The organism is Halomonas sp., assembly GCF_034520545.1.
GTDB lineage: Bacteria > Pseudomonadota > Gammaproteobacteria > Pseudomonadales > Halomonadaceae > Halomonas.
This window is the reverse complement of the sequence record NZ_JAXHNN010000002.1, coordinates 133965-156271: the sequence shown is the minus strand read 5'-3', so window position 1 is coordinate 156271 and position 22307 is coordinate 133965. Positions and strand designations below refer to the sequence as shown.

The window sequence follows — 22307 nt, the reverse complement described above, 5'->3', positions numbered from 1 at the left end:
CCCCCGCCAATTCGTGTAGTCCTTCCTGCACGCGGTTCGTTGATTGCTAAATGCCTGTAAGCGGTTAAGGTCGAGCCATGGCGTTCGTTTTTCGCCGATCCCCATCATCGAGGAGAGACACCATGGTCACCCTGACGATCAACGGCAGCGAGCATGAGCTCGATGTGCCGGATAACATGCCGCTGCTCTGGGCGCTGCGTGACGTGGCAGGCCTGAAGGGCACCAAGTTCGGCTGCGGCATCGCCGAGTGCGGTGCCTGTACCGTGCACCTGGACGGCGAGGCGACGCGTTCCTGTGTGACGCCGGTCTCCGCCGTTCAGGGCCGCCAGGTGACCACCATCGAGGCCATGGCCGACGATGCCGTGGGTCAGCGAGTGCAGAAGGCCTGGCTCGATCTCGGGGTTGCCCAGTGCGGTTATTGTCAGGGCGGCCAGATCATGAACGCCACGGCACTGCTCAAGAGAACGCCGGAGCCCGAGACCCAGGACATTGTCGACGCCATGGCCGGCAACCTGTGTCGGTGTGGTACCTACAATCGCATCCTGGCGGCCATTGAACGGGCCGCGGACAAGGAGGCCAGCTCATGAGCCGCTTAAACGATACGCTATTGCTCGCCAATGTCAGCCGTCGCGGTGTTCTGAAAGGGTTGGCCGGGGGCTCCGCGTTATTGCTGGCAGCCCGCTGGGATCTGGGGCTGGCCAATGAACAGGCTCAGTTCGGCGCCGGTGCCATGCCGGGTGGCTGGGTGGATAACCCGAATGTGTTCATCCACATCGATTCCGACGGCCTGGTTACCATTGTCAACAATCGGGCCGAAATGGGTCAGGGGATCCGCACTAGCCTGGTGATGGTGGCGGCCGATGAACTGGGCGCAGACTGGGACCGGGTGCGGGCCGAGCAGGCGGATGCCGACCAGGACAAGTACGGTAACCAGAATACCGACGGCTCCCGCAGCATGCGCCACTGGTATGACCCCATGCGCCGGGCTGCTGCTGCCGCCAGGTTGATGCTCGAGCAGGCCGCGGCCGACCAGTGGGATGTTCCCGTCCATGAGGTGCGGGCCGACGTCCACAAGGTGGTGCATACCGCCACCGGTCGGGAGCTGGGCTTCGGTGAGCTCGCCAAGGCGGCGAGGGAGTTGGATGTTCCCGGCCGCAATGATCTGGTTCTCAAATCCGACAGCGAATTGCGCTTCATCGGCAAGGAATCCGGCCTGATCAATGGTGAATTGAAATCGGCCTATCCCAAGGCCATTGACGGTGAGGACATTGTCACCGGCAAGGCAGTATTCGGCGCGGATGTGGATCTGGAGGACACCCTCTACGCGGTCGTTGCCCGGCCGCCTGTCTACGGCGCCAAGGTGAAAAGCGTCGATGACAGCGATGCGCTGAACGTCACCGGCGTAACCAGGGTGGTCCGCATCGAAGGCACGGGCCAGCCTGCGGCATTCAGCCCACTGGGTGGCGTTGCCGTGGTGGCGTCCAATACCTGGGCCGCCATGGAAGGCCGCAGGGCCCTCAAGATCGAGTGGGATATGGCCCCGGCCGGGGACAATGCCGACTACACCTCCGATGCTTACCGGGAAGCTCTGGAGAAGGCGGCGCAATCCCCCGGCAAGGTTATCCGGCAGACCGGAGATGTCGAGGCCGCCCTGCAAGATGCCGAGAAGCGGGTGTCGGCGACCTACTACATGCCCCACATGGCACAGGCCCCGATGGAACCGCCAGTGGCGGTGGTGGTGATCAAAGGCGGCAAGGCAGAAGCCTGGGCGCCGGTGCAGAACCCCAAGGCGACCCGCGAGGGCATCGCGGGACTTCTGGAGTTGGACCTTGAAGACGTCACCGTTCATCAGACCCTGCTCGGCGGCGGCTTCGGTCGCAAATCGAAACCGGATTTCGTGATCGAGGCGGCCCATGTGGCCAGGGAATTCGAGGGACAGCCCATCAAGCTGCAGTGGTCCCGGGAAGACGATATCCAGCACGCCTACTTCCATGCGGTTTCGGTCGATCATCTGGAAGCGGGCCTCGACGCCGATGGCAAGGCAACCAGCTGGCGCCACCGGACCCTGTCTCCCAGCATCGCCTCCCTGTTTGCTCCTGATCCCAAGCACAAGGGGGAGTTCGAGCTGGGCATGGGCTTCAATACCATGCCATTCAGCATTCCTGCCATCCGACTGGAGAACCCGCCGGCACCCGCCCATGTGCGCATCGGCTGGTTCCGCTCGGTCTACAACCTGCCCCATGCCTGGGCGATCCAGAGCTTTGCTCACGAGATGGCGGTGGCGGCCGGCAAGGATCACCGGGACTATGTTATCGACCTGCTGGGGCCGGACCGGGAGGTTCATAACCTGACCGTGGGTGACGGCTGGAATTACGGCGAGGACCCCGAGCTGTATCCGATCGATGTGGCCCGCATGCGCCGAGTCATCGAACGCGCCACCCAGGAGGCTGGCTGGGGGCGCGAGACCGGTAAAGGGCGTGGCCTGGGCCTGGCCTTCCACCACAGCTTTGTCTCCTACACCGCCATTGTCTTTGACGTGGAAGTGGACGATGAGGGCGAGCTGACCATCCACCGGGCGGACATCGCCTTCGACTGCGGGCCCCAGGCGAATCCGGAGCGAATCCGGTCACAGATGGAGGGCGCCTGCGTGATGGGTATCGGTATCGCCTTGAAAAGTCAGGTGACCTTCGAGGACGGCGTAGCCCAGCAGAGCAACTTCGATACGTACCTGATGCCACGCATGCCGGATGCGCCCAAGGTCGTCCGTGTCCACCTGATCGACAACCCGAACGACGCCATGGGCGGGGTGGGCGAGCCGGGACTGCCGCCGGTGGCGCCGGCCCTGTGCAACGCCATCTTCGCCGCCACCGGCAAGCGCATCCGGCGCCTGCCGGTCGGTGATCAACTGGCGAGCTGAGCATGCGCCATCTCGACCTTCAGGTGGTCGACCAGGCGCTGGCCTGGCTGCGCGAGGGTCGGCAGATATGGTTCTGCACGGTACTTGCCACCTTCGGTTCCTCGCCGCGGGAACCGGGTTCCCTGCTGGTGGCGAGAGGCGACGGCCGGCATGTCGGGTCGCTTTCGGGGGGCTGCGTCGAGGAGGACTTTCTCGCCCGCTTGCGTGACGGCGAGTTCGACACAGGGCTGCAGATCCTGCGCTACTGCGACCCCGAGGCTCCGGGTGGGCCGCGCATTCGCCTGCCCTGTGGCGGCATCCTCGATGTGCTGATCGAGCCCCTGGAACCCGATGGCGCCACCCTCACTCATCTGGAAGTGATCCAGGCGACATTGCTCGGTCAGCGGCCGCTGGTCCGCCGGGTCGACCTGGCCAGTGGCCGTGTGCATTTCGCCGAGGATGGCGGCCTGGGGCCCCGGGTCGAGCAGGATCCCGCGGCAGGCAAGGTGAACCTGCGCATCGGTCCCGCGGCTCGGCTGATCCTTGCCGGCATTTCGCCGGTGGCGGACGCCTGTGCCGAATTCGCCCGAAGCCTGGGCTTCGAGGTGATCGTCTGCGATCCCCGCGAAGAGATGCGGGCGGGATTCTGTGTCGAGGGTGTCGAGGTGCAGTCGGTGCTGCCCTCGACCTTCATTGCCTCGGGCGCTTGCCATGCCGCTACCGCGGTTGTGGCGCTGACTCACGATCCGCGCATCGACGACCTGGCGATGATCGAGGCGGTGCGCACACCGGCCTTCTACATTGGCGTGATGGGATCGCGCCGGACCTCGGCGACGCGTGCCGAGCGACTTCGCCGCTCGGGCGGCCTAGGGGAGCAGGAACTGGCACGGATTCATATGCCGATCGGCCTCGCGTTGGGCAGCAAGACCCCGGCAGAGATCGCCCTGTCGGTGATGGCCGATATCATCCGCGTGCAGCGGGGTCGCTCTCGTGAAGCCCTCTGAGGCAGCGATCTCCGGCAGCGAGGCTCTTCCCGTTCGTGTCGTGGCCCTGGTCATGGCGGCCGGGTGCTCCCGTCGCTTCGGTGCCGCCGACAAGCGCCTGGCGCGCCTGGGCGAAGGTGGCACCCTGCTGGCGGCTGCCGTTGAACGGGCCGCCGCGGCCTTCGACGACTGCTATGTGGTGCTGCGCGAGGACGACAACCCCGGCGCGCTGGGCCTCTCATCCGACACGGGCTTGATACGCGCCCCGCACGCCGACCAGGGGCTGGGCAGCAGCCTGGCCGATGCCACCGCCGTGTTGCTGGACGAAATGCCCGGCTTTGAGACGGTTGCCGTGCTGCTGGGTGACATGCCGGACATCGCCCCGGCCACGTTGGCCACGCTGAGCCGGGCGGCGAGCCGGGATACGATCCTCTGTCCGGTCTACCGGGGGCGGCGTGGCCATCCGGTGCTGTTCGGCCGGGCGCTGTGGGTCGAGCTTGCTGCCCTCCGGGGCGACCGGGGAGCTCGCGAGGTGGTGCGCCGGCATGCCTCTTGCCTTCGTCTGATCCATGTCGAGGACCCCGGTATCCATCGGGATGTGGACACGCCCGATGATATCGACTGGCCGCAAGGGCTTGTCCCGCGGAGAGTGAGTTTGTCAGAGGGCGAGTGAGCCGTCGCACCATGACCATTCACGGAGGTGTCTCGGGGCAGTCCTGGGCGCCAGGGCATCGGCAGTATGTCGAGTGCGTTATCAGCGGCTAGCGAAATAGTCGCGTAGCGCCTCAAGCACACTTTCGATGGCCTCGTCGTTCAGGTCACGGTGGACCACGAGCCGGGTGGCGTAGAGCACCTTGATGAGGATATCGCGTTCGGCCATCCAGGCGCGCAGCGGAGCCAGGTGGTGTTCCGGGACCCGTAGAAACACCATGTTGGTGGCCTGATGCTCGACGTTCAGCTCCGGCAGCGCACTGATCCCCTCGGCCAGACGGGCAGCTCGGCGGTGGTCGTCGGCGAGATCCGCCACCTGATGATTCAAGGCAAAGTGGCAAGCGGCAGCGATGATGCCGGACTGGCGCATTCCGCCGCCGAGCACCTTGCGCCAGCGTCGTGCCGAATCGATCAGCGTCTGTGAGCCCACCAGGGTCGAGCCGATCGGTGCACCGAGACCCTTGGAAAAGCACAGCGATATGGTGTCGAAGGGCTCGCACAGCGTTGCTAGGGGCGTATCCGTGGCCACGCTGGCGTTGAACAGGCGGGCGCCATCCAGATGGGTGGCCAAGCCATGCTCCCGGGCCAGATCAGTGGCCGCCTTCGTGTAGTCGGCATCCAGGACCTTGCCGCCGATGGTATTCTCGAGCGCCAGCAGCCGGGTACGAGCGAAGTGGAAATCGACCGGCTTGATGACGGTGCGAATAAGCTCCAATGGCAGCGAGCCGTCCGCGGCATTCTCCACTGGCTGGGGTTGAATGCCGCCCAGCACGGCGGCGCCCCCGCCCTCGTACTTGTAGGTATGGGCCTTCTGGCCGGCGATGTATTCGTCGCCGCGCTGGCAGTGGGCGAGCAGGGCGGCCAGATTGCTCTGGGTGCCGCTGGGGAAGAGCAGGGCAGCGGTCTTGCCGGCGCGCTCGGCGACGGCATTCTCGAAGCTCGCCACGCTGGGGTCGTCGCCCCAGACGTCGTCGCCCACCGGGGCGGCATGCATGGCGTCGCGCATGGCGGTGCCGGGGCGGGTGACGGTGTCGCTGCGCAAGTCGATCATCGGCGCTTCCTCTGGCTGGGTTCGGGGTCAGTGGCGTTCCGGGGGTGCCGGCGTCGGGCGAGTGCTGCCGGGGGTCGGCAGTCGGGCCTGCGGATTCTGACGAAAATAGCGGCCGAGCAGCGCGTAGAGTTCGGGGTAGGCGTGCTCGAGCACGTCCGGGGCGGTAAAGAAATGCTCGCAGCAGACCGCGAAGCATTCGCCGGGGTGGGTTGCCGCGTAGTCGTCGATGGGGGTCGGTTCGCCGCGGGTCAGGCGGGACTGGAGGTCTTCCCAGACGCCCATGAAGACCCGGTACCACTCCTTCGCGTCGATCTCCCGGGGCAAAGGCGGAAAGCCGTCCACGTCCAGGGAATTGCCCAGGTCGAGCTTGTGGGCCAGCTCGTGGATCAGTACGTTGAAACCGGTGAAGTCGCCACTCTCCATCAGGTCGGGAAAGGAGACCACCACCGGGCCCTGGGAAGACGTCTCGCCCGCCCGCTCGTCGACATATTCATGGACCACGCCGGCCTCGTCCATATCCGCCACCCGTCGCTGGAAGGCTTCCGGCAGGATGAGGATTTCGTGGACGTTGGCGAAGGCGTCACGATGTTCCTCTTCCTCCCAGCCCAGGGTCAGCAGGCAGGCCTGGGCCGCCAGGGCAAGCCGGGCGGATGGGTCGAAGGGTGTGTTCTCGGCGAGCTCCGGATGCAGGCTGACGCGCTTGGTGTGCAGCAAGCGCCACGCTCGCCAGCCCAGGCGCTCTGCTTCGGTGTCGGTTAGAGCGGCGAGCAGGGGCAGGCGGTTGCGAGCCTCCCGCCACTCCGCTTCAGGCAGCGGGTGACGGGTCTCGAAGCGCTCCGCTTGCCAGCGGCGCAGGCGGTCCAGCATTGCCTCAGCTCTCCTCCAGATCGGCCCCGGACTTCCAGGACCAGTCTCTCCAGCGCAGGTCGAAGAGGTCCTTGCGGCGGTCCTTGAGGTTGGTCACCGAGCCCTCGGCTCGCACCACGGTCAAGCGGGTCAGGTCGAGGTCCGAGAACATGATCATCTCGGTGTTGGGCGTGGTCTCGGAGAGCACGGCATCGTGGGGGAAGGCGAAGTCCGAGGGCGAGAAGACCGACGACTGGGCGTATTGGATGTCGAGGTTCTCGATGGAAGGCACGTTGCCGACGCTGCCGCACAGCACCACGTAGCATTCATTCTCGATAGCCCGTGCCTGGGCGCAGTGGCGCACCCGCAGGTAGCCGTTCTTGGTATCGGTCCAGAAGGGCACGAAGAGGATGTCCATATCCTGATCGGCGAGCAGACGCGAGAGCTCGGGAAATTCCACGTCATAGCAGATCTGGATGCCTACTCGTCCGGCATCGGATTCGAACACCAGCAGTTCGTCGCCACCCTCGATCACCCAGTCGCGGCGCTCCTGAGGCGTGATGTGCAGCTTGGCCTGGCGCTCGATGCTGCCGTCACGGTGGCAGAGGTAGGCGATATTGTAGAGGCGGTCGTCCTCGCCGACCTCTATCATCGAGCCGGCGATGATGTTGATGTTGTAGGAGACCGCCATGCGCGACAGCTCGGTCTTGAACCGCTCGGTGAAACCGGCCAGGAAGCGCACGGCGGCCATCTGGTCCTGCTGGGCGGCGCGGTCCTGCAGACCCATCAGCGGAGCGTTGAACAGCTCCGGGAATACAGCGAAGTCGCTCTTGTAGTCGGAGAGCGCGTCGACGAAGTACTCCACCTGCTGCAGCACCGCTTCCACCGAGTCGAACTCACGCATCTGCCACTGCACCGCGCCGACCCGCACTTGGGTGGGACGATTTTCCAGCACACGTTCTGCTGGTTCGAAGAGGATGTTGTTCCACTCCAGCAGAGTGGCATAGCCCTGGGACTTCTCGTCTTCCGGCAGGTACTTGCGCAGCAGGCGCTTGACCTGGAAGTCGTTGGCCAGCTGGAAGGAGAGGATGGGGTCGTGGATCTCCTTGCGGGCCACCTTGTCGAGGTACTCAGCCGGGGAGAGCTCATGGGCGTGCTCGTGATACTGGGGGATGCGCCCGCCGGCCAGTATCGCCCTGAGGTTCATGGAGCGGCACAGCTCCTTGCGTGCCTCGTAGAGGCGCCGGCCCAGCCGGTAGCCGCGATAGTCCGGATGGATCAGCACATCGAGCCCATACATGGCGTCGCCGTCGGGTTCGTTGAGGATTGTCTCGCGCTTGCCGATCAGGTCGTCGTAGCGGTGGGGGTTGGAGAAGGTGTCGTAGTCGACCAACGCGGTCAGGGCCACGCCGACGATGGTCTCGTCATCCTCGATGACGATCTGTCCGTCGGGGAACTCATTGATCAGCTTGTCGATGGTGGGTTTCGGCCAGGCGCCACCGATGTCGTCGTAGACCCGATCCATCAGCGTCTGGAGCTGCGGATAATCGTCTGGAGTCAGGTTACGCAGGTTGAGGTGCAGGTCTTCGAGGGACATGGCGCGTCCTTTTTTCTGGTCAGGGGAAAGTCTCGCAGCAGTCTATCATGCTCAGCGCGGGCCCCTGTCGACGAGCGTCGGCGTTGCCGACAGCCTTCCCAGCGGCCGGGTCAGCGTCTGCGCCATCATGACCCCGCCCAGCACCAGGGCCCCGCCGATCAGGTGGAATAGCGCGATCCGCTCGCCGAGGAAGGCCATGGCGATCAGCGCACTGAACAGCGGCATCAGATTGATGAAGATGCTGGCCTGGCTGGCACCGATCTGGCGTATCGCCAGCATCCACAGGAAGGTGGTGATGATCGAGGCCGGGATGCCCGCGTAGAGAATCAGCCCGATGTTGCTGCCATCCACTGGCGTCATGGGGCCCATCAGGTAGGGTGGCAGCAGGAAGAGCACGGCGAAGATCACCTGGGCGTAGAGCAGCACCCAGGGGGGCAGGGCGATGGGCCAACGCTTGAGCATCACCCCATAGAGGGCGTAGCAAGTGGCGGCTACCAGCATCAGCGCATCACCCCTGGCTACCGTCAGCTCCAGCAGTGATCGCGGGTCGCCGTGCCCCAGCAACACCGATACCCCGACCAGTGCCAGTATGCCGCCCAGGGTGCCGCCGAGGCTCGGTGCTTCGCGCAGGATCAGCGCGCTGAGCAGCACCGTCAGCAGCGGCACCATGGCCGCCAGGATGCCCATGTTGGTGGCCGAGGTGGTCTCCGCAGCCACGTAGGCGAGCCCCTGCCACAGGCCCATGCCCAGCAGGCCCAGCACGGCGATTTTCGGCCACTCCCGGCGAATCGTGGCGCGGTGCTTCCAGGCTGCCGGGGCCAGGAAGGGGGTGAGCACTGCCAGCGCGAGCATCCAGCGCAAAAAGGCGATGCTGCTTGGCGCGATGGCGCCCACGGTGAGCTGGTTGATGGTCATGTTGCCCGACCAGATCAGCACGGCACCCAGCGGTGGCAGTAGGTAAAGCAGTGGCATCGGAGACCTCTTGACCAACAAAAAGCCCCTGCGCTTGCAGGGGCCTCTCAGCTTACGGCACTCGGCCGGATCAGGCGACAGCAGCGACACCGGCCTTGGCGATCTGCACGTCCTGGTCGGGCTTGACGCCGGATATGCCGACGCTACCGGCCACCTGGCCGTCGACGAGCACCGGTACCCCACCGGCCAGCAGGGCCGTCAAGGGTGCCGTCACGAAGGCGGTCCGGCCGTTGTTGATCATGTCCTCGAAGACCTGGGTCTCCTTGCGCCCGATGGCGGCGTTGCGCGCCTTCTCGGTCGCGACGTCGGCGCTGAAGGGTGGCGCCCCGTCGAGGCGGCGCAGGCCGAGCAGGTGTCCGCCGTCATCCGCGATCGCCACGGTTACGGCCCAGCCATTGGCCTGGGCTTCCTGCTGGGCGGCGTCGAGGATGGCATTAACATCGTCAAGGGTCAGTACGGGTTTGGTCTGCATGGTGTTCTCCTTAGGGGGTTAACGCCTCATCGACGATCTCGATCCAGTGTCGCACCGGGGTGCGGTTGGCGCCGGCCAGATGGGTCTGGCAACCGATGTTGGCGGTTACTATCACCTCCGGGTTGCCGGCCTCGAGATTGTCGAGCTTGTTGTTGCGCAACTGGGTCGCAAGCTCTGGCTGAGTAACGGAATAGGTTCCCGCCGAGCCGCAGCAGAGGTGGGCGTCCTGCACCGGGGTGAGGGCGAAGCCGAGCCGGCCGAGCACCTGTTCCACGGCGCCGCCGAGCTTCTGGGCGTGCTGCAGGGTGCAGGGGCAGTGAAAGGCGAGCCGGCGACGCTCCTTCACCTCGAGGGTGGCGAGGTCCTCGTCGCGCAGCACCTCCACCAGGTCCTTGGCGAGCTCGTTGATGCGCTCGGCCTTGTGCGCATAGTCGGGGTCGTCGGCGAGCATCTCGCCATACTCCTTGACGAAGGCGCCGCAGCCGCTGGCGGTCTGGACGATCGCTTCGACCCCTGCCCCCCCTTCTTTCTCGATATGGGGCCACCAGGCGTCGATGTTGGCGCGAATGCGTTCGCGACCCTCGTCCTGGGCGTTGAGGTGGAAGTCGATGGCGCCGCAGCAGCCGGCCTCGGGGGCCGGGGTCAGGCCAATTCCCAGGCGGTCAAGCACGCGCGCGGTGGCGGCGTTGGTGTTGGGCGAAAGCCCGGGCTGTACGCAGCCCTCGAGAATCAGCATCTGTCGCGCGTGGCGGTTGCTTTCGGGACGGGCACCCGCATCCACTGGCGTCGGGGGCATCTTGTCCCTGAGGGCCCCGGGCACCAGCGGCCGGAAGGTCTGACCCAGCTTGAGCAGCGCCTTGAAGCGCCGAGGCTCCACCAGCGCCTTGCGCAGCCCGTAGCGCAGTGTGCGCTCGGGCAGTGAGCGGGGCACGCGCCGTTCGATCTCGGCACGGCCGATATTGACCAGCTTGTGGTACTCCACCCCGGAGGGGCAGGTGGTCTCGCAGTTGAGGCAGGTGAGGCAGCGGTCGAGGTGCAGCCGCGTCTCCTCGGTCACCTGGGTGTCATCTTCTGGGCCCTCGAGCATCTCCTTCATCAGGTAGATGCGCCCGCGCGGGCCGTCACGCTCGTCGCCGAGCAGCTGGTAGGTGGGGCAGGTGGCATTGCAGAAGCCGCAGTGCACGCAGCTGCGAAGGACGCGATCGGCCTCGCGGATATGGGGCTTCTTGAGGTCTTCATCGGTAAAGTGCGTCTGCATCTCAGAGCTCCGCGTAGAGTCGACCCGAGTTGAAGATGCCCTTCGGATCCAACTGGGCTTTTAGATTTCGATGGTACTTCGCCACCACCGGTTCCAGCGGCATGAAGGGGTCGGGCTGGCCCGGTCCCTCGCGGGACCCGAGACAGGTGGCGTGGCCGCCGGCACGAGCGCAGGCCTCGCGAATGGTGTCGGCGGCCAGGTCGCTGCGCAGCCAGCGCTGGGTGCCGGCCCAGTCGTGGAGCAGGTCCGCTTCCTCGACGCCAGCAAGCGCCAGCGAGGGCGTGTTGTGGGGCAGCGACAGGCGCCACAGGGCGCGGGCCTCGTCCCGGGAGAAGAAGTCCAGCGTCTGCTCGCGTAGCGCCGTCCAGAAGTCCGTGTCCAGCTCTTCGCCCCCGAGGCGCTCGCGGGTGGCGGCGACCGAGCTGGGCCCGCCTTCCAGGCGCAGATGCAGGGCACCGGCATACCAGGCTGCGGCGGTGATGGGCAGCGGCTGGCGCCCCCACTCGGCGAGCTTCGCCTGGGCATCCGCCAGCGGCATCTCGAGGCGCAGGCTGTGGCTGGCGCCGGGTCGGGGCAGCACCTTGAGCGAGACCTCAGTGATCAGCCCCAGGGTTCCCTGGGCGCCGACCATCAGCCGCGACAGGTCGTACCCGGCGACATTCTTCATCACCTCGCCACCGAAGCGCTGTTGGTAGCCCTCGTGGGTGATCATCCGGGTGCCCAGCACGAAATCGCGTACGCTACCGGCCCAGGGGCGACGCGGGCCGGAGAGGCCGGTGGCGACCATGCCACCGACGGTAGCGTCCGCGCCGAAGTGGGGCGGCTCGCAGCCGAGCATCTGGCCGTTGTCGGCCAGGGTGGCTTCCAGCTCGGCCAGCGGTGTGCCGCTGCGCACCGAGACGATCAGCTCCACCGGATCGTAGTAGGTGATGCCGCGGTGCTCGCGGGTGGACAGTGTCTCGCCCTCGACAGGGCGGCCATAGAAGGCCTTGGTGTCGCCCCCGGCGATGCGCAGCGGTCTACTCTCGGCAGTGGCCCGGCGAACGCGTTCGCCGAGCGCCTCGCTGATGTCCTGATCGGTCGGTTGGGGTGGTGTCTCTGCCATGGGGAATCCTCAGAATCGGGGCAGCTCGGGATGCGGGAGTTCATTGTTGTGCACATGCATGGCACCGAACTCGGCGCAGCGGGCGAGGGTGGGGATGTTCTTGCCCGGGTTGAGCAGACGATCGGGATCGAAGGCCGCCTTCACCGCGTGGAAGGTGGTCAGTTCGCCCGGGTTGAACTGGGCACACATCTGGTTGATCTTCTCGCGGCCCACGCCGTGCTCGCCGGTAATCGAGCCGCCGACCTCGACGCATAGCTCGAGAATCTTGCCGCCGAGTTCCTCAGCCTGCTCAAGCTCGCCGGGCCGATTGGCATCGAAGAGGATCAGCGGGTGCATGTTGCCGTCGCCGGCATGAAAGACGTTGGCGACCCGCAGGCCATATTCTTCGGAGAAGTCGGCGATGCCCTTGAGCACCCGCGGCAGCTCGCGGCGCGGGATGGTGCCGTCCATGCAGTAGTAGTCCGGCGACATGCGGCCCACTGCCGGGAAGGCGTTCTTGCGCCCGGCCCAGAACGTCGCACGTTCTGCCTCGTCGCGGGCCTGCTGGATGCCGGTGGCGCCGGCCTTCTCGAGCACCTTGCGCACGGTGGCGCAGTCGTCATCGACGTCTGCTTCTACCCCATCCAGCTCGCAGAGCAGTATGGCTTCGGCCTCCACCGGATAGCCGGCCTTGACGAAGTCCTCGGCGGCGCGGATGGCGAGCTTGTCCATCATCTCGAGCCCACCAGGGATGATGCCTGCGGCGATGATGTCGCCCACCGCCCGGCCGGCTTTCTCGACGTCATCGAAGCTGGCCATCAGTACCTTGGCGGTCTCGGGCTTGGGCAGCAGCTTGACGGTGATCTCGGTGACCACGCCGAGCATGCCCTCGGAACCGTTGAACAGGGCGAGCAGATCGAGGCCCTGGGCGTCCAACGCCTCGCTGCCCAGGGTCATGCGCTCGCCCTCGATGGTGATCACCTCGACCTTCATGACGTTGTGCACGGTCAGCCCGTATTTCAGGCAGTGCACGCCGCCGGCATTCTCGGCCACGTTGCCGCCGATGGAGCAGGCGATCTGCGAGGAGGGGTCAGGTGCGTAGTAGAGGCCGTAGGGTGCCGCAGCCTCGGAGATGGCCAGGTTGCGCACGCCGGGCTGGAGCCGGGCTATGCGGGCATCCGGGTCCACGTCGAGGATGCGATTGAAGCGCGACATCACCAGCAGCACGCCCTTCTCCAGGGGCAGGGCCCCGCCGGAGAGGCCGGTGCCGGCGCCGCGGGTCACCACTGGCACGCCAAGGGCGCGGCAGCGCTTCATCAGCGTCTCGACCTGCTCCAGGGTCTCGGGCAGGGCAACCAGCATGGGCAGCACGCGGTAGGCGGCGAGGCCGTCACACTCGAAGGGGCGCAGGTCCTCCTCGCGGAAAAGCAGAGTGAGCCCGGGCGCCGCCTGCTGCAGGTCGGCCAGTACGTCGGCCTTGTCGATTGCCGGCAGCTCGCCGTCGAGCCGCTCGTCATAGAGGATGTTCATATGGCTTCCTCGCTGGTAGCCCATTACCCGCGTGGGCTGGGCAGGTTACCGGTTGTGGCCCCCAATCTGTGCTTTCTTGACGGGCATGTCCAGACCTTGGGTTCCTGGTCAGACCAGTTGTTGGCATAATAATGGAAAGTATTTCCAAGATATACCCTTGTGTCTAGGGATGACATCCCTCTCAGATCACGAGGACGCAGTCCACGGCCAGGCCGTTGGGGCTGCGTCGGTGCCTTCCGATGGCGTTCAGCCCAGGCGCAGGAGCGGGTCGCTGATGCCTAGCAGGTACATGGCCATCGGCATCGAGACCAGGTCGGCGGCGTTGACGCCGGAGTTGATCAGGATTCGCACCATGGGAATGGTGAAGATCAGCACGAAGCCGGCACCGAAGATGGTGTGGGTAGACTCGCTGAAGGCCGCCTTGAGTTCCCCGATGCGCAAGCGGTGCAGCAGAGCGGTGAGCAGCACTACCATCAGCAGGATGCCCCCCCCCCCGGACAGGTCGCGGTCGTCTGGCTGTTCGCCGGCGATGGCATGGCGGTGCCTGGCAAAGGCTGGCAAAGGCTGGCACTATCGAGGCAGACCAATGAGCGGATACCAGGAGGTGGCATGACACGGGTGCTTTACGATCTATGCGGCATCGACGAGGGGCTGCGCTTCTCGCCTTACTGCTGGCGCGTGCGCTATGCCTTGGCCCACAAGGGGCTGGAGGTGGAGACGCGGCCCTGGCGTTTCACCGAGAAGCAGGCCCTGGCCTTCGCCGACCATGACAAGGTACCGGTGCTGGTCGATGGTGACAATGTAGTCACCGATAGCTACGAGATCCTGCGCTATCTCGACAGCACCTATCCCGAGGCACCGCTTCTAGGCGAAGGGTTCGCCGAGGCGCGCGGGCACTTCTTCAAGCACTATACCGAGCGGGCGCTCGCACCGGCGATGATGCGCACCATCATCATGGACCTGCTCAATGCCATCCATCCCGACGACCGGGCCTACTTCCGCGAGACCCGCGAGAAGCGCTTCGGGCGGGCCCTGGAGGAGTTCCACTCCCCGGCCAAAGGGCTGGCCCAGCTGGATGCCGCCCTGGAACCGCTGCGCGGCCAGCTCAAGGATGCCGACTTCCTCGACGGTAAGAGCCCGGCGGGTGCCGACTACCTGGTCTTCGGTAGCTTCATGTGGGCCCGATGTGTCTCCAGCGCGGACCTGGTCTCCAATGCCGACCCGGTCCACGCCTGGATAGAGCGAATGCTCGATCAGCACGGCGGCTTGGGGCGCAAGGCCCTGCGCATTACCGACATCGAGGGGGCCTATCGCTGAGGTGCCGGATCCGAAAATGGCCGTCGAGTGATACGGCCTCGTTTGCTCTCTGCGACGCCCGGCTCCGACCGGGCGTCGTGGTTCATGGCCTGCGGTGTCTCTCGAGAGAGATTTTGATGCACCGAATGTTGCGCTGCACAAAAAGGCTTGCTACGCTGCATTGCAGCACAGGGCGTCAGGCCCCGGTGTCCTACCACAGACGGAGGTGTTTCATGAGCAAGGCAACCAACCAACAGGCTACCGAACAGTTCGAGTCCATGTTCGTGGCACCCGCACGCAGCTTCGGCGCCCTCAACCTCGACTACACCGAGAAGTTGGTCGCCGCTCAGTTCGACGCGATCCGCGCCCTGGCCGACATGGGTATGGCTCAGGCTCGCGGTCTGCTGGACGTTCGCGATGCCGAGAGCCTCAAGGCAGCCGTCGAGACCCAGCAGAAGGCCAGCCAGGACATGGGCGAGCGCCTGCGCGGCGATGCCGAGAGGATCATGAGTCTGAGCCAGGAGTACGTCCAGCAGAGCCAGAAGCTCGCCGAGGACGGCATCAAGGCCGCCACCACGGCAGCCAAGTAAGGCATCAGGCTAACGAGCATGGCAAGCGCCGGCTCCGGCCGGCATTCACGGGACGTCACCTAGGGTGACGCCCGTGTTCTTTTTTGGCTGCTTTTGGCTGCTTTTTCTCCTCAGCCGTGTTCGCTGCCCAGCAGTTCAATGACCTCGTCCTCTTCCACTTGTCCGAACTCGGCGAAGAACTGCCCCACGGCCCGAAAGTCCGGGTCAATCTCCAGGCAGACTACCTCATCGGCCAGGGTCTCGAGCCGTTTCACCGTATCGGGCGGCGCCGCTCCCATGGCGGCAATCAGCGTCTTTGGCTCCCGTGATTGGAGCGTACTCAGGGCCGCCTCCATGGTAGCCCCGGTGGCGCTGCCATCATCTACTACCACCACGACACGCCCCTTGGGATCGATAGGTGCCCGTACCGGGGTGTAGCGCTGGCGGCGCTCCTCGAGCAACTCTTGCTGCTTCTGCGTCTCTCGACTGACGGCCTCGTCTCGGAAGTGTTTCGCCGTCTCCTTCAGCGCCACGCTGCCATCCTCGCTGACCGCGCCGATGGCAAATTCCGGATTGCCCGGCGCTCCCACCTTGCGCACCAGTACGACGTCCAGGTCGCCCTCCAGAGCGTCGGCGATCAGTCGCCCCATGGGTACCGCGCCTCGCGGGATGGCCAGGATCAGCGGGTTGTGCCCCTTGAGGTGAGAGAGTCGGCTGGCGAGTTGCTCGGCGGCGTCAAGGCGATCACGGAACATGACGGTGCTCCTGATTGGGAAATTCTCTCTTAGTGTAGGTCGCCAGGGTGAAGGTGCGAAACGGTGGCAAGGCCACCATCATCGTCTTCGGCATGATCACCATGACGGGCATCAAACTGCTCATCAAGAATGAGCTGTCGGCCCGCAACATGACCATCGTCGGCCTGGCGCTGGCGCTGGCGCTGAGCCTGGGCATCGCCGAGGAGCCCTCGCTCAGTTGATACGGGCGTCCAGTCGGAAGCGGGCAATGCGGTTGATCTGTTCGATTGCGGTACGGCGCTCTTCGGCCGGATCATTGGGCAGGCGTTCCTCGAAGGCGGCGAGGATCGCATGGCGGTCGCTGCCCTTGACGGCCATCACGAAAGGGAAGCCGAATTTTGCCTTGTAGTCGGCATTGAGGTGCTCGAAGCGAGCCAACTCCTCGGGCGTGCACTGGTCGAGGCCCGCGCCGGCCTGTTCGCGGGTGGAGTCGTCGGTCAGTTTGCCGGCGACGGCTGCCTTGCCGGCGAGGTCCGGGTGAGCACGGATCACCTCGAGCTGTCGCTTGGGGCTGGCCTCACGCAGCACGGCTCCCATCACTTCGGCCAGGCCCAGTGGGGTGTCCTCGGCGGGAGACAGGCCGCGCTGCCAGGCAATTTCGGCGACCCAGGGAGAGTGCTCGTAGATGTCGCCGTAGTGGGCCACGAAGCTCTGCTGGTCCAGCTGGCTGGGGCGCGGGGTGAGGATCTTGTCGGTCATTCTGAGGGCTCCTCTTTTGCTGTTGCGGCCTGGCGGCGTACTCAGTGGCGGGCAGGCCGTGAAGTGGGCATCGAGGGTTTTCGGTGCCTTCCGCGTAAATTGTATACAAAAAAATTTTGAAATGTACTCCGATAAAAGCTAAAACTGTCTTCATTGTGGGCTTCATGATGGCCGCCCACCAAGGACAGCGCCAGGCAACTACCCACCCGACACGCAAAGGAGTACCCAATGGGATACCTGACCACTCATGTACTGGACACCGCCCAGGGCCGCCCCGGCCACGGCATCCGCATCGAGGTCTTCCGCATCGAGGGCGAGAACCGCACCCGGCTCAAGGAGGCCGTCACCAACGATGACGGGCGTTGCGATGCTCCCCTTCTGGAGGGCGACGGCTTCCAGACCGGCGAGTATGAGCTGGTCTTCCACGCCGGCGACTACCTGCGCGCCCGGGGCATCGAAGCCGAGGAGCCGCGCTTCCTCGACGTGATCCCACTGCGCTTCGGCGTGGCCGATGCCGGGCAGCACTATCACGTACCGCTGCTGCTCTCGCCCTACGGCTACTCCACCTACCGAGGCAGCTGAGGGGCACTCAACCTCCTTTCTCAACAACAATACGCAAGACGAGGTTCCCCTCATGCAAGCCTATCTGCTGGATTTCGCCAACTTCATGCTGCGCTGGCTGCACGTCATCGCCGCCATCGCCTGGATCGGTGAATCCATCTACTTCGTGATGCTGGATAACAGCCTGCGCACGCCCAAAGCCGCCGAGGACCGGGAGAAGGGCGTCTTCGGCGAGATGTGGGCGGTGCACGGCGGTGGTTTCTACCATAACCAGAAATACGCCAGTGCTCCCGACAAGCTGCCGGAGGACCTGCACTGGTCGTTCTGGAAGGCCTATACCACCTGGCTCACCGGCTTCGGCCTGTTCGTCATCCTCTATATGGTGAACCCGAGCTTCTACCTCGTGAACCCGGGCAGCAGCTGGGACTGGGCGGCGAACATGAGCGGCTGGCAGGCCAATGTCCTGGCGCTGGTCTTCCTGCTGGCAGGCTGGGTGGTCTATAACGAGCTGTGCAAGCGCATCAGTCCCAACATGGAACGTGACAGCCTGCTCAGCATCGCTGTGGCGGTGATGATGGTGGTGGTGGCCTACCTGAGCAGCCATATCTTCTCGGGGCGTGCCGCCTTCCTGCTCACCGGCGCGGTGATGGCTACCGCCATGTCGGCCAACGTCTTCTTCTGGATCATTCCCGGCCAGCGTCGCATGGTGAAGGCGATGAAGGCCGGCGAGACACCGAATCCCCTGGACGGCAAGCGCGGCAAGCAGCGCTCCGTACACAACACTTACTTCACCCTGCCGGTGGTGCTGCTGATGATCAGCAACCACTATTCCTTCGCCTATTCCCATGAGTTGGCCTGGGTGATCATGTCGTTGTTCATCTTTGCCGGCGCCCTGATCCGCCAGTACTTCGTGCTGATGCATTCCGGTCACAAGCGCCCGGCCTATCCAGCGGTCGGGGTGGTCCTTATTCTGGTGGCATTCTGGATCGCGGCCCCTTCCGGCGGTGGCCAGGCCGATGTCACGGCCTCGGTGGCCCCCGAACTGGAGGAGGTTCACGAGATCATCGAGGCGCGCTGCTTGACCTGCCATTCCCGCGAACCCACCCAGACGGGCTTCAATGCGCCGCCGGCCGGCATGGCCTATGACACCCTCGAACAGCTCAGTGCCCAGCAGGCGAAGATCAAGGAAGTAGTGGCGAGTGGCTACATGCCGCTGGGTAACATGACCGGGATGACCGACGAGGAGCGTGCGATTATCGCCGCCTGGGAGGAGTGAGCCGACCAGTCGCCGGCAGGCCGTCGATATGTATACAATGATCGCGTATGCCGGTGACTACCAGGGGAGGAGGGGACTCGATGAACCAGCGCCAGACGGTTGCTGAACGTGGTGGTGCGGGCCGAACAGGCAAGAATGGGGAAGGTGCCGAGCGCCACGAGGAGATTCACCGCTCGATCAGTGACGCCATCATCGAACACCGCCTCAGGCCCGGGGCGCGCCTGCGCGAGGACGCCCTGGCCGAGGTCTTCGGCATCAGCCGGACCGGAATCCGCAAGATCCTCCAGCGTCTGGCCCTGGAGCAACTGGTCACACTGACCCCACGCCGTGGGGCCAGTGTGACCCGGCCCACCGCCGAGGAGGCCAAGGATGTATTCGACGCCCGCCAGATGATCGAGTGCGGCCTGATGCCGGAGATCGCCCTGCGCATCACCGATGACGACCTGCGCGAGCTTCGCGACATGGCCCGGCGCGAGCGCCAGGCCCTGAAGTCCGGTGAGCAGAGTACGGCGATCCGGCTTTCGGCGGACTTTCACGCCCGGTTGGCGCGGATCTCCGGCAATGCCACCCTGGCTGACTTCGTCGAGCGTCTTTGCTCACGCTCCTCCCTGATCCTCGCGGTCTATGGCAACCCCGGCCACCTGGGCTGCGAGTCCCACGACCACGACGACCTGATCGGCTTCCTGGAGGCCGGCAACGGCGAGCGCGCCCAGGCCTTCATGGGCCGCCACCTCAAGGCCATCGAGGCCTCGCTCTCCATCGTCGAGGAGGAGGCAGAGGCCCCGGACCTTCACCGGATCTTTTCTGACTGAGATTCAGGCCAGGCCTGTAATCGTGAGGGTGCTTTGAATATCGAAGGGCTAGGTGTTGCCTAGTTGCGGGCCTGTCGGCACTCCTCGATGATACGGTTCAGCGCCGTGTCATCGTCCGCTTCCAGCTTTAGCTCCAGCACCGGGATCTCCGCGGCGCGCACCCGGCGCCAGTGCTGGGCGAAGCCGTATTGTTCCAGCAGATGTTCGGCGATGATGCCGGTGCGTCCCAGCGTGGTGACGATGGAGAAGCGAGTGCTGATAAGGGTGGCCATATGAAATGCCGCCTCGGCGATACCGTCGGGCGTCGGGGGGAGGGTTGCGGAGCGATTGGGTACATTATATATTTTTATTGTATACAATATATGCGCCGCCCCCGCTCCGTTGCCGGCGGCAGGTGCCGGAATAAACAGGAAACTCACCATGACGCACTTTCCCACGATCGATTATCCCCGTGACCTGATCGGTTACGGCCGCACACCGCCCCATGCCAACTGGCCGGGCGGAGCGAGGATCGCCGTGCAGTTCGTGCTCAATTACGAGGAAGGCGGCGAGAACTGCGTGCTGCACGGCGATGAGGGTTCCGAGCAGTTTCTCTCCGAGATCATCGGTGCCCCCGCCTTTCCCGACCGCCACCTGAGCATGGAATCGATCTACGAGTACGGGTCGCGGGCCGGGGTGTGGCGCATCCTTCGCGAGTTCGAGCGCCGTGGCCTGCCGCTCACCGTGTTCGGCGTGGCCATGGCCCTGGAGCGCCACCCCGAGGTGGCCCAGGCGTTCAAGGAACTAGGACACGAGATCGCCTGCCATGGCTACCGCTGGATCCACTACCAGGAGGTGCCGGAAGAGCTCGAGCGCGAACACCTGCAGAAGGCGATAGCGATCTTTCAGCGCCTCTTTGGGGAGAAGCCGCTGGGCTGGTACACCGGACGTGATAGCCCCAATACCCGAAGGCTGGTGCTCGACGAGGGCGGCTTCCTCTATGACAGCGACTACTACGGCGACGATCTGCCGTTCTGGACCCGCGAGGCGGACAGCCAGGGCCGTGAGCATGACCATCTGATCGTGCCCTATACCCTGGACAGCAACGACATGCGCTTCGCCGCCCCTCAGGGATTCAACACCGCCGACCACTTCTTCACCTACCTGCGGGACGCCTTCGACGTGCTCTATGCGGAGGGTGAGGAATCGCCGAAGATGCTCTCGGTGGGCATGCACTGTCGTCTGCTGGGTCGGCCCGGCCGCTTCCGCGCCCTGCAGCGCTTCCTCGACCATATCGAGGCCCATGACCGGGTGTGGGTGGCGCGGCGCGTGGATATCGCACGCCACTGGGCGGAGTACCACCCGGCGTCGGCGCGCTGAGTCTCGGGACTCGCCTGGATGAGTGCCATCCTGGTGGGAGTCCTTGAACGTCCGCTTCCGGAACAGCCTCGAGCGGTGTCTGCCATGGGCACGGCTTTCGGTCCCAAGTCTTTCCAGGAAACACCATGAACCAACGCACCTACTATGCCCCCGCCGGCGGCCATCCGCCCCAGACCCAGCTGCTCTCCGATCGAGCGGTGTTTACCGAGGCCTACGCTGTCATTCCCAAGGGGGTGTTCGGCGATATCGTCACCAGCAACCTACCCTTCTGGGAGGGCACCCGGCTCTGGGTGCTGGCGCGCCCGCTCTCCGGCTTCGCCGAGACCTTCTCCCAGTACATCATGGAGGTCTCCCCGGGTGGCGGCAGCGAGCGCCCCGAGCTCGACCCCGAGGCTGAGGGCGTGCTCTTCGTGGTCGAGGGCGAGATGACCCTGACTCTCGCTGGTGAGCGCCACGAAATGCTTCCAGGCGGCTATGCCTTCATTCCGCCGGGAAGCCGGTGGCAGGTGAAGAACGAATCCGATGCCCCGGTGCGCTTCCACTGGGTGCGCAAGGCGTATGAGCGTGTCGAAGGTATTGAGGTGCCCGAGGCCTTCGTGGTCAACGAGAACGACATCGCGCCCAACGAGATGCCGGATACCCAAGGGCGCTGGGCCACCACGCGCTTCGTCGACCCGGCCGACGTGCGCCACGACATGCACGTCAACATCGTCACCTTTCAGCCCGGTGCGGTGATTCCCTTCGACGAGACCCACGTCATGGAACACGGCCTCTATGTGCTCGAGGGCAAGGCGGTCTACCACCTAAACCAGAACTGGGTAGAGGTCGAGGCCGGTGATTTCATGTGGCTGCGCGCGTTCTGTCCCCAGGCTTGCTACGCCGGCGGCCCAGGGCCGTTCCGCTACCTGCTCTACAAGGACGTCAACCGCCACCCGAAGCTGCGCCTGGGTGGTCGCTAGGAGGTCGACATGCTAGAACTGAAAGCCGAGCCGCTGACGCCCGAGGCCTTCGCCCCCTTCGGCGACGTCATCGATACCCGAACGGCAGACTGGTTTCCCATCAACGCCGGTCGCACCCGGCGCTATCACGACCTGGCGAGGGTCGAGACCCTCGGCAACGAGGCGCGGGCTGTGATCAGCATCTTCGTCAGCCAGCCGGTTGAGATACCGCTGGAACTGGACTTTCTGGAACGTCATCCCCTGGGCAGCCAGGCTTTCATGCCGCTCCACGAGGAGCGCTTCGTGATCGTGGTAGCGCCGCCAGGGGAGCAGATCGACTCCGCCGAGGTGCGCGCCTTTGTTACCGACGGTCGCCAGGGGGTCAACTACCGTGCCGGTACCTGGCATGCCATCCAGTCGGTGCTGGAGCGGGAAGGGGAGTTTCTGGTCGTGGATCGCGGTGGGGAGGGGAGCAACTGCGACGAGCATCCGCTTGCGGTTAGCGTGACCTTCTGAGGAGTTCCCGCAGAGGGGGTGTGCTGTTGTTAACGATACCCAAGCCACTGAGGAGCTTGGGTATTTTTTTAGCGTTAAAATATATGA

At 65.0% G+C, this 22307-nt stretch carries 23 protein-coding genes and 2 pseudogenes; 13 read left to right on the top strand and 12 right to left on the bottom strand.

The window, feature by feature from the left end; all coding sequences use genetic code 11:
* The first annotated feature begins 122 nt into the window (after positions 1-122).
* From U5L98_RS00750 to U5L98_RS00735, 4 genes are read left to right on the top strand one after another with little or no spacing between them, the layout of a single operon-like run.
* A complete protein-coding gene (locus tag U5L98_RS00750; RefSeq protein ID WP_322556441.1) occupies positions 123-587 on the top strand; it encodes a (2Fe-2S)-binding protein in 465 nt (154 codons plus the stop codon).
* A complete protein-coding gene (locus U5L98_RS00745) occupies positions 584-2917 on the top strand; it encodes a xanthine dehydrogenase family protein molybdopterin-binding subunit (RefSeq protein ID WP_322556440.1) in 2334 nt (777 codons plus the stop codon). Before U5L98_RS00750 ends, U5L98_RS00745 begins: the two co-directional genes overlap by 4 nt.
* Before the next feature lie 2 nt (positions 2918-2919).
* A complete protein-coding gene (locus U5L98_RS00740) occupies positions 2920-3900 on the top strand; it encodes an XdhC family protein (protein ID WP_322556439.1) in 981 nt (326 codons plus the stop codon).
* Positions 3887-4552 (top strand): nucleotidyltransferase family protein, encoded by a 666-nt coding sequence (locus U5L98_RS00735; RefSeq protein WP_322556438.1) that lies wholly within the window; start codon positions 3887-3889, stop codon positions 4550-4552. Before U5L98_RS00740 ends, U5L98_RS00735 begins: the two co-directional genes overlap by 14 nt.
* 81 nt (positions 4553-4633) lie before the next feature.
* On the opposite strand, the gene ltaE is transcribed toward U5L98_RS00735, so the two are convergent.
* The 9 genes and pseudogenes from ltaE to U5L98_RS00690 all read right to left on the bottom strand — a co-directional run.
* Positions 4634-5641 carry a low-specificity L-threonine aldolase gene (gene ltaE, locus U5L98_RS00730; protein ID WP_322556437.1) on the bottom strand — a complete coding sequence of 336 codons (1008 nt, stop codon included), beginning with the start codon at positions 5639-5641 and terminating at the stop codon, positions 4634-4636.
* Positions 5642-5668: 27 nt separating this feature from the next.
* Positions 5669-6508 carry a zinc-dependent peptidase gene (locus U5L98_RS00725; protein WP_322556436.1) on the bottom strand — a complete coding sequence of 280 codons (840 nt, stop codon included), beginning with the start codon at positions 6506-6508 and terminating at the stop codon, positions 5669-5671.
* 4 nt (positions 6509-6512) lie between these two features.
* Complete coding sequence (locus tag U5L98_RS00720; RefSeq protein ID WP_322556435.1) at positions 6513-8084, bottom strand: bifunctional GNAT family N-acetyltransferase/carbon-nitrogen hydrolase family protein; 1572 nt, start codon at positions 8082-8084, stop codon at positions 6513-6515.
* A 51-nt stretch (positions 8085-8135) separates the two neighbouring features.
* Complete coding sequence (locus U5L98_RS00715) at positions 8136-9056, bottom strand: DMT family transporter (protein ID WP_322556434.1); 921 nt, start codon at positions 9054-9056, stop codon at positions 8136-8138.
* A gap of 70 nt (positions 9057-9126) precedes the next feature.
* Positions 9127-9528 carry a GlcG/HbpS family heme-binding protein gene (locus U5L98_RS00710; RefSeq protein WP_322556433.1) on the bottom strand — a complete coding sequence of 134 codons (402 nt, stop codon included), beginning with the start codon at positions 9526-9528 and terminating at the stop codon, positions 9127-9129.
* A 10-nt stretch (positions 9529-9538) separates the two neighbouring features.
* Entirely contained in the window at positions 9539-10786 is a 1248-nt protein-coding gene (glcF, locus tag U5L98_RS00705; protein WP_322556432.1) for a glycolate oxidase subunit GlcF, read from the bottom strand.
* Between the two features lies 1 nt (position 10787).
* Positions 10788-11891: a glycolate oxidase subunit GlcE gene (gene glcE / locus U5L98_RS00700; protein WP_322556431.1), complete on the bottom strand. Its 1104-nt coding sequence runs from the start codon at positions 11889-11891 to the stop codon at positions 10788-10790.
* Positions 11892-11900: 9 nt separating this feature from the next.
* Entirely contained in the window at positions 11901-13400 is a 1500-nt protein-coding gene (gene glcD / locus U5L98_RS00695) for a glycolate oxidase subunit GlcD (protein ID WP_322556430.1), read from the bottom strand.
* A 288-nt stretch (positions 13401-13688) separates the two neighbouring features.
* Positions 13689-13889, bottom strand: a pseudogene (locus tag U5L98_RS00690) (L-lactate permease); the annotation flags it as partial.
* 120 nt (positions 13890-14009) lie between these two features.
* Here U5L98_RS00690 and U5L98_RS00685 point away from each other — a divergent pair.
* On the top strand, positions 14010-14717 hold the full coding sequence (locus U5L98_RS00685; RefSeq protein WP_322556429.1) for a glutathione S-transferase family protein: 708 nt from the start codon (positions 14010-14012) through the stop codon (positions 14715-14717).
* A gap of 212 nt (positions 14718-14929) precedes the next feature.
* Entirely contained in the window at positions 14930-15286 is a 357-nt protein-coding gene (locus tag U5L98_RS00680) for a phasin family protein (RefSeq protein WP_322556428.1), read from the top strand.
* Positions 15287-15396: 110 nt separating this feature from the next.
* On the opposite strand, the gene U5L98_RS00675 is transcribed toward U5L98_RS00680, so the two are convergent.
* A complete protein-coding gene (locus U5L98_RS00675; RefSeq protein WP_322556427.1) occupies positions 15397-16020 on the bottom strand; it encodes a phosphoribosyltransferase in 624 nt (207 codons plus the stop codon).
* Positions 16021-16067: 47 nt separating this feature from the next.
* Between U5L98_RS00675 and U5L98_RS00670 the strand changes: the two genes are divergently transcribed.
* Positions 16068-16241, top strand: a complete 174-nt coding sequence (locus U5L98_RS00670; protein WP_322556426.1) for a hypothetical protein — start codon at positions 16068-16070, stop codon at positions 16239-16241.
* Here the strand turns inward: U5L98_RS00670 and uraD are convergent.
* Positions 16234-16758 carry a 2-oxo-4-hydroxy-4-carboxy-5-ureidoimidazoline decarboxylase gene (uraD, locus tag U5L98_RS00665; RefSeq protein ID WP_322556425.1) on the bottom strand — a complete coding sequence of 175 codons (525 nt, stop codon included), beginning with the start codon at positions 16756-16758 and terminating at the stop codon, positions 16234-16236. The two genes, U5L98_RS00670 and uraD, sit on opposite strands and share 8 nt — an antisense overlap.
* A gap of 228 nt (positions 16759-16986) precedes the next feature.
* On the opposite strand from uraD, the gene uraH reads away from it, so the two are divergent.
* From uraH to U5L98_RS00650, 3 genes are all read left to right on the top strand, one after another.
* Complete coding sequence (gene uraH / locus U5L98_RS00660) at positions 16987-17340, top strand: hydroxyisourate hydrolase (protein ID WP_322556424.1); 354 nt, start codon at positions 16987-16989, stop codon at positions 17338-17340.
* 52 nt (positions 17341-17392) lie between these two features.
* On the top strand, positions 17393-18595 hold the full coding sequence (locus U5L98_RS00655) for a urate hydroxylase PuuD (RefSeq protein WP_322556423.1): 1203 nt from the start codon (positions 17393-17395) through the stop codon (positions 18593-18595).
* 80 nt (positions 18596-18675) lie between these two features.
* Positions 18676-19407 carry a GntR family transcriptional regulator gene (locus U5L98_RS00650; protein ID WP_322556422.1) on the top strand — a complete coding sequence of 244 codons (732 nt, stop codon included), beginning with the start codon at positions 18676-18678 and terminating at the stop codon, positions 19405-19407.
* A 62-nt stretch (positions 19408-19469) separates the two neighbouring features.
* Here U5L98_RS00650 and U5L98_RS00645 read toward each other — a convergent pair.
* Positions 19470-19703, bottom strand: a pseudogene (locus U5L98_RS00645) (aspartate/glutamate racemase family protein); the annotation flags it as partial.
* 124 nt (positions 19704-19827) lie between these two features.
* On the opposite strand from U5L98_RS00645, the gene puuE reads away from it, so the two are divergent.
* The 3 genes from puuE (at position 19828) to U5L98_RS00630 (ending at position 22220) form a co-directional block, all read left to right on the top strand.
* Positions 19828-20766 carry an allantoinase PuuE gene (gene puuE / locus U5L98_RS00640; protein ID WP_322556421.1) on the top strand — a complete coding sequence of 313 codons (939 nt, stop codon included), beginning with the start codon at positions 19828-19830 and terminating at the stop codon, positions 20764-20766.
* Positions 20767-20891: 125 nt separating this feature from the next.
* On the top strand, positions 20892-21725 hold the full coding sequence (locus U5L98_RS00635) for a bifunctional allantoicase/(S)-ureidoglycine aminohydrolase (RefSeq protein WP_322556420.1): 834 nt from the start codon (positions 20892-20894) through the stop codon (positions 21723-21725).
* A gap of 9 nt (positions 21726-21734) precedes the next feature.
* Positions 21735-22220, top strand: a complete 486-nt coding sequence (locus tag U5L98_RS00630; protein WP_322556419.1) for an ureidoglycolate lyase — start codon at positions 21735-21737, stop codon at positions 22218-22220.
* The last annotated feature ends 87 nt before the right edge of the window (positions 22221-22307 follow it).

Coding starts and splice junctions, on each gene's coding strand:
- U5L98_RS00750 (WP_322556441.1), top strand. CDS start 123: ATGGTCACCCTGACGATCAACGGCAGCGAGCATGAGCTCGATGTGCCG.
- U5L98_RS00745 (WP_322556440.1), top strand. CDS start 584: ATGAGCCGCTTAAACGATACGCTATTGCTCGCCAATGTCAGCCGTCGC.
- U5L98_RS00740 (WP_322556439.1), top strand. CDS start 2,920: ATGCGCCATCTCGACCTTCAGGTGGTCGACCAGGCGCTGGCCTGGCTG.
- ltaE (WP_322556437.1), bottom strand. CDS start 5,641: ATGATCGACTTGCGCAGCGACACCGTCACCCGCCCCGGCACCGCCATG.
- U5L98_RS00725 (WP_322556436.1), bottom strand. CDS start 6,508: ATGCTGGACCGCCTGCGCCGCTGGCAAGCGGAGCGCTTCGAGACCCGT.
- U5L98_RS00720 (WP_322556435.1), bottom strand. CDS start 8,084: ATGTCCCTCGAAGACCTGCACCTCAACCTGCGTAACCTGACTCCAGAC.
- U5L98_RS00715 (WP_322556434.1), bottom strand. CDS start 9,056: ATGCCACTGCTTTACCTACTGCCACCGCTGGGTGCCGTGCTGATCTGG.
- U5L98_RS00710 (WP_322556433.1), bottom strand. CDS start 9,528: ATGCAGACCAAACCCGTACTGACCCTTGACGATGTTAATGCCATCCTC.
- glcF (WP_322556432.1), bottom strand. CDS start 10,786: ATGCAGACGCACTTTACCGATGAAGACCTCAAGAAGCCCCATATCCGC.
- glcE (WP_322556431.1), bottom strand. CDS start 11,891: ATGGCAGAGACACCACCCCAACCGACCGATCAGGACATCAGCGAGGCG.
- glcD (WP_322556430.1), bottom strand. CDS start 13,400: ATGAACATCCTCTATGACGAGCGGCTCGACGGCGAGCTGCCGGCAATC.
- U5L98_RS00685 (WP_322556429.1), top strand. CDS start 14,010: ATGACACGGGTGCTTTACGATCTATGCGGCATCGACGAGGGGCTGCGC.
- U5L98_RS00680 (WP_322556428.1), top strand. CDS start 14,930: ATGAGCAAGGCAACCAACCAACAGGCTACCGAACAGTTCGAGTCCATG.
- U5L98_RS00675 (WP_322556427.1), bottom strand. CDS start 16,020: ATGTTCCGTGATCGCCTTGACGCCGCCGAGCAACTCGCCAGCCGACTC.
- uraD (WP_322556425.1), bottom strand. CDS start 16,758: ATGACCGACAAGATCCTCACCCCGCGCCCCAGCCAGCTGGACCAGCAG.
- uraH (WP_322556424.1), top strand. CDS start 16,987: ATGGGATACCTGACCACTCATGTACTGGACACCGCCCAGGGCCGCCCC.
- U5L98_RS00655 (WP_322556423.1), top strand. CDS start 17,393: ATGCAAGCCTATCTGCTGGATTTCGCCAACTTCATGCTGCGCTGGCTG.
- U5L98_RS00650 (WP_322556422.1), top strand. CDS start 18,676: ATGAACCAGCGCCAGACGGTTGCTGAACGTGGTGGTGCGGGCCGAACA.
- puuE (WP_322556421.1), top strand. CDS start 19,828: ATGACGCACTTTCCCACGATCGATTATCCCCGTGACCTGATCGGTTAC.
- U5L98_RS00635 (WP_322556420.1), top strand. CDS start 20,892: ATGAACCAACGCACCTACTATGCCCCCGCCGGCGGCCATCCGCCCCAG.
- U5L98_RS00630 (WP_322556419.1), top strand. CDS start 21,735: ATGCTAGAACTGAAAGCCGAGCCGCTGACGCCCGAGGCCTTCGCCCCC.